Origin of the sequence: Accumulibacter sp. (assembly GCF_031732815.1) — a bacterium.
GTDB lineage: Bacteria > Pseudomonadota > Gammaproteobacteria > Burkholderiales > Rhodocyclaceae > Accumulibacter.
The window spans coordinates 1-5,537 of record NZ_JAVMKF010000110.1; the positions used below are offsets into that span (position 1 = coordinate 1).

Here is a 5,537-nt window from a genome sequence, read left to right on the forward strand (position 1 = left end):
GTCGAGGAAGCCAGCGGCGTGCGTGCACAGCGACTGGCGCGCCATCAGACGACACGGGCCAACCTCGCCCGGATCAAACCGTTGGCCGAGAAGAATGCGGTCAGCCAGAAGGATCTCGACGACGCGACGGGCGCCGAGCAGTCGGCCCGGGCTGAACTCGCGGCGGCTGACGCGGCTTTGAAGACGGCCCGCCTCAACCTCGGCTTCACACGCATCAGTGCGCCGATCACCGGCATTGCCGGAATTGCCAAGGCGCAGATCGGCGACCTGCTCAGCCCGGGAATGAACGGCGAGCTGACCACGGTCTCGGCGGTCGACCCGATCAAGGTCTATTTCAACATCAGCGAGCGCGAGTACCTGAAGGTGGCTGGCGGGACGACGGCAGCCAGCCGCAGGGCGGAGCAAGTGCCGCTCGAATTGATTCTGGTCGATGGTTCGACCTATGCGCACCGCGGTCGCTTCTCGCTGCTCGACCGGCAGGCGGAAGCGACTACCGGGACTTTCAAGGCGGCAGCGCTTTTCCCGAACCCGAACCGGCTGCTGCGGCCTGGACAGTACGGCCGGATCAGGGCGACGATGTCGGTCGAAAAGGACGCGCTGCTCGTCCCGCAGCGCGCGGTGAACGAGATCCAGGGCAAGCACCTGGTCGCCGTGATCGGCCCCGACAACAAGGCGGACGTTCGGCCGGTGGTGGTCGGCGAGCGCATCGGCACGGAATGGATCATCCGCCAGGGCCTGCGGGCAGGCGAAATGGTGGTTGCCGAAGGCACGCAGAAGGTCAGACCTGGCAGTCCGGTAACGCCCAAGCCGTATGCCGCCAGCGCGGGAGGGGCGGCCGGTGCATCCGGCCAGCCAGCCAGCCAGACGACATCGCCCGCCGCAGCCAGGAAGGAATAGGCGGGCATGGCCAGCTTCTTCATCAACCGGCCGATCGTCGCCATGGTCATCTCGATCCTGATGACCCTGGTCGGCCTGATCGCCATGAGCGGGCTGCCGATTGCCCAGTTTCCGAACATCGTTCCCCCGGAGATCAAGGTCAACAGCAGCTACACCGGGGCTGATGCACTGACCGTCGAACAGGCTGTGGCGACACCGATCGAGCAGCAGATGTCAGGCGTCGACAACATGAACTACATGTATTCGATCAACGCGAATAACGGGCAATCGACGCTGACGGTCAACTTCGACATCGCCACTGACGCCAACACCGACCAGCTTCTCGCGCAGATGCGCAAGGGTCAGGCCGAGTCGCAACTGCCGGCCGACGTGCGCAATGCCGGGGTGACGGTGCAGAAGTCGGCCGCCTCGCCGCTGGTCATGTTCGCGCTGTTTTCGCCCAACGGCACCTACGACAACGTCTTCCTGGCCAACTACGCGTATATCAACATCAACGATCAGATGACGCGGGTGCAGGGAATCGCCAGCGTCACCGTTTTCGGCGCCGGACAGTACGCCATGCGGCTATGGGTCAGGCCGGACCGACTCGCTCGTCTGAACATCACGATTCCCGAGATCGTCAACGCGATCAACACGCAGAACACGGTGAATCCGGCAGGAACGGTCGGCGCCGAACCCGTTCCGGCGGGCCAGGAGTTCACCTACGCGGTACGTGCGCAGGGCCGGCTGCAGAGCGAGGAGGAGTTCGGCAATGTCGTTCTGCGGGCGAACAGCGACGGCTCGCTGGTCCGCGTACGCGATGTCGCGCGCATCGAACTCGGCGCCCAGACGTACAGCATCGAGGGGCGTTTCAACGGCAAACCGGCGGCACTGGTCGCGCTCTACCAGATGCCGGGAGCGAACGCGCTGGAAGCCGCCGATGGTGCGCGCAAGCTGATGGCCAAGCTGAAGGACAGTTTCCCGCCCGATCTCGACTACGTCATCGCGCTCGACACGACCCTGTCGGTTACCGAAGGGATCAAGGAAATCCAGCATACGCTGATCGAAGCGCTGGTCCTCGTCATCATCGTCGTTTTCGCTTTTCTGCAGGGCTGGCGCGCGACGCTGATCCCGTTGCTGGCGGTTCCCGTGTCGCTCGTCGGCACGTTCATGCTCTTCCCGCTTTTCGGCTTCTCAATCAACACGCTCTCACTCTTCGGCCTGGTCCTTGCCATCGGGCTTGTCGTCGACGATGCGATCGTCGTCGTCGAAGCGGTCGAGCAGCATATCGAGCACGGCCTTTCGGCGCGCGAGGCAACGCTCAAGGCGATGGAGGAAGTAACCGGCCCAGTGATTGCGATCGCCGTCATTCTGGCGGCGGTCTTCGTTCCCACCGCTTTCATTCCCGGCATCACGGGTCAGCTTTACCAGCAGTTTGCCGTCACCATCGCCATCTCGGTGGTCATCTCGGCGTTCAATGCGCTTACCCTGAGCCCGGCGCTCTGCGCACTGCTGCTCAAGCCGAAGCAGCGTGGAAGCGGCCCCTTGCAGAAGTTCTACGACGGCTTCAACCGCGTCTTCGGCCGCTTGACGACCGGTTATGTCGGTATCTGCCGCGTCGCCATTCGCAAGAGTGTGGTCAGCCTGTTTTTCCTGCTCGCCTTGACCGCTGCCGCCGGCCTGCTCGGCAGGATCGTCCCGAGCGGCTTCCTGCCCGACGAAGACCAGGGCTACGTCTTTGCCGGCGTACAACTGCCGGACGGCGCCTCGCTGCAGCGCACACGCGAAATCGCCCGCCAGGCTGAGGAACTGATCCTGCAGGTGCCGGGGGTCAAGTACTCGACCTCGGTCATCGGCTTCAGCATGTTGAGCCAGGTTCAGAATACCTACAGCGCTTTCTTCTTCATCACGCTCGAGGAGTGGGCGGCGCGCAAGAAGCCGGAGGAACAGTACGCGGCGATCAAGGCCGCGCTGAATCAGAAGCTGGCCGGGATCAGCGGCGCCATCGGCTTTTCGTTCCCGCCACCAGCGATTCCGGGCGTCGGCACCTCGGGCGGAGCGACCTTCATTCTCCAGGACCGTGCCGGCAAGGACATCCAGTTCCTCGCCGAGAACACCAACAAGTTCATCGAGGCGGCGCGCAAGCGTCCCGAGTTGACCGGCGTATCGACGACCTTCCGGCCGACCGTACCGCAGCGCTTCATCGAGGTCGACCGCGACAAGGTGCTCAAACAGGGGGTCAACATCAATGACGTCTACAAAACGCTGCAGAGCTTCCTCGGTAGCGGCTTCATCAACTATTTCAACCGCTTTGGCCGCCAATGGCAGGTCTACATCCAGGCCGAGGGGGAGTACCGGACGAAGATCGAGGACATCGGCCAATTCTCGGTGCGCAATGCCAAAGGCGAAGCCGTCCCCTTGTCGGCGCTGACGACGATCCGCGAGGTAGTCGGCCCGGAGTTCACGATGCGCTACAACCTTTACCGCAGCGCGCAGATCAATGCCTCGGCAGCCCCCGGCTACAGTTCGGCGCAGGTCATGCAGGCGCTCGAGGAGGTCTTCGCGGAAACCATGCCGAGCGACATGGGCTACGGCTACCTGGGCATGTCGTACCAGGAGAAGCGGGCGCAGGAGGGGATTTCACCGATGGCGATCTTTGCCTTCTCGCTGCTCTGCGTCTTCCTCATCCTGGCTGCCCAGTATGAAAGCTGGTCGCTGCCCTTCTCGGTCCTCCTCGGCACGCCGATTGCCGTCGCCGGCGCTTTCCTCGCGCTGCTCGTGCGCGGCCAGGAAAACAATGTCTATGCCCAGATCGGTCTCGTCATGCTGATCGGACTGGCCGCGAAGAACGCGATTCTGATCGTCGAATTTGCCCGCATGGAGCACCGGAAAGGCAAGCTGTCGTTGGTCGAAGCGACGCTGGAAGGTGCCCGACTGCGCCTGCGGCCAATCCTGATGACCTCCTTCGCTTTCATTCTGGGCTGTGTTCCGCTTGCCATCGCCAGCGGCGCCGGCGCCGTTTCGCGTCAGGTGATGGGCGGTGCCGTCATTGGCGGCATGCTCGCGGCAAGCTGTCTGGCGATCTTCATCATCCCGGTGACGTTCTACGTCGTGGAAAGAATCAGCGCTGGAGGCGGCAAGGCGGGCGGCGACGCGGCGCCTGGCAGTGCGCACGAGCTGCCGGCGGACGCCTCAGCAGGCGCTGCCCGGCAGCCGGGAGGCGGCCATGCGTAAGCCTTTGCTCAGCACGCTGCTGGTTTCGCTGCTCGCCCTGGCCAGCAGCGCGTGCACACTCGGTCCGGACTACCTGCGGCCACCGCTGGAGACGCCGACGGCTTGGCGGGTGAGCGAGAAGGACGCCGACGATCTGGCCAACACGCCCTGGTGGGAGCAGTTCGCTGATCCGGTTCTGAACGACCTGGTGCACACCGCGCTGCGCGAGAACAAGGATCTGCTGCTTGCCGCGGCGCGCGTGGACGAATTCGCCGGCCGCTACGGTTTCGTGCGCGCAGCGCAGTTTCCGCAGCTTGGCGGCGGTTTCACGGCCAGCCGCCAGCGCAACACGATTCCCGGAACCGGCGGCCCGACGGTTTTCGACAGCTACCAGGCAACGCTCTCGGCGACGTGGGAAATCGACTTCTGGGGCCGTCTGCGCCGACAGAGCGAGGCTGCACGCGCGCAACTCCTGGCCAGCGAGGAAGGCAGGCGCAGCGTCATCCTTTCCTTGGTCGCCAGCGTCGCCGGTGCCTACATCAACTTGCGCGAACTCGACCGGGAACTCGAAATCTCGCGCGCGACGGCGCACAGTCGCGCGCAATCGTACGCCGTTTTCCGCGAACGCTTTGCTGGTGGTGTCATCTCGATCCTTGAACTGAGCCAGAACCAGTCGCAGTACGAGGAAGCGCTGGCAACGATTCCGCTACTGGAGAAGGCCATCGCGCAGCAGGAGAATGGTTTGAGCGTCCTCCTCGGTCGTAACCCCGGTCCGCTTGCGCGCGGCCGTACGATCGAGCAGTTGGCGCTGCCGGCGATTCCTGCCGGCCTGCCGGCGGACTTGCTGGAGCGACGGCCGGACATCCGGCAAGCCGAACAGACGCTGATTGCCGCCAACGCCCAGATCGGCGCGGCGCGCGCCGCCTACTTCCCGAGCATCTCGCTCACCGGCCTCTTCGGCTACGCCAGCAACAGTCTGGGGCGCCTGTTCGAAGGCAATTCGCAGATCTGGCAGGCGTCGGCGCCGATCAGTGTCCCGCTCTTTACCGCCGGGGCGATCGCCGGCCAGGTCCAGGCGGCGGAAGCCGTCCAGCAGCAGGCGCTGCTGAGCTACCAGAAGACCATTCAGCAGGCTTTCCGCGAAGTCAACGATGCGCTGATCGAACAGAACCGCGCACACGAGCAGTTGGCCGCGCAGCAGCGCCAGGTCGAGTCGCTGGAACGTTATGCAGCGACCGCCCGCCTGCGCTACGATAACGGATATACGAGCTACATCGAGGTCCTCGACGCGCAGCGTAGCCTGTTCAATGCTCAACTGCAGTTCACGCAGACCCGGAAAACACAATTGCAAGCGATGATCAACCTCTACAAGGCACTTGGCGGCGGTTGGCAGCCTGCCTCCCAACAGGAATCCAAATGACATCATTGCCCCGCCAGTGCGGAGTTCT

Annotated in this window: 3 protein-coding genes; all 3 read left to right on the forward strand. The window is 64.0% G+C overall.

Annotated features, from left to right (window positions below):
* Positions 1-897 (forward strand): efflux RND transporter periplasmic adaptor subunit (locus RKP46_RS08315; RefSeq protein ID WP_311106212.1); only part of this gene is annotated, 897 nt, incomplete at its 5' end.
* 6 nt (positions 898-903) lie between these two features.
* Positions 904-4,110, forward strand: coding sequence for a multidrug efflux RND transporter permease subunit (locus RKP46_RS08320; protein ID WP_311106213.1), 3,207 nt, complete (start codon positions 904-906; stop codon positions 4,108-4,110).
* Entirely contained in the window at positions 4,103-5,509 is a 1,407-nt protein-coding gene (locus RKP46_RS08325) for an efflux transporter outer membrane subunit (RefSeq protein WP_311106214.1), read from the forward strand. The genes RKP46_RS08320 and RKP46_RS08325 overlap by 8 nt, the downstream gene beginning before the upstream one ends.
* Positions 5,510-5,537: the final 28 nt, after the last annotated feature.

Bases quoted from the DNA above. Each gene is read 5' to 3' on its own strand.
- RKP46_RS08320 (WP_311106213.1), top strand. From the start codon at position 904: ATGGCCAGCTTCTTCATCAACCGGCCGATCGTCGCCATGGTCATCTCG.
- RKP46_RS08325 (WP_311106214.1), top strand. From the start codon at position 4,103: ATGCGTAAGCCTTTGCTCAGCACGCTGCTGGTTTCGCTGCTCGCCCTG.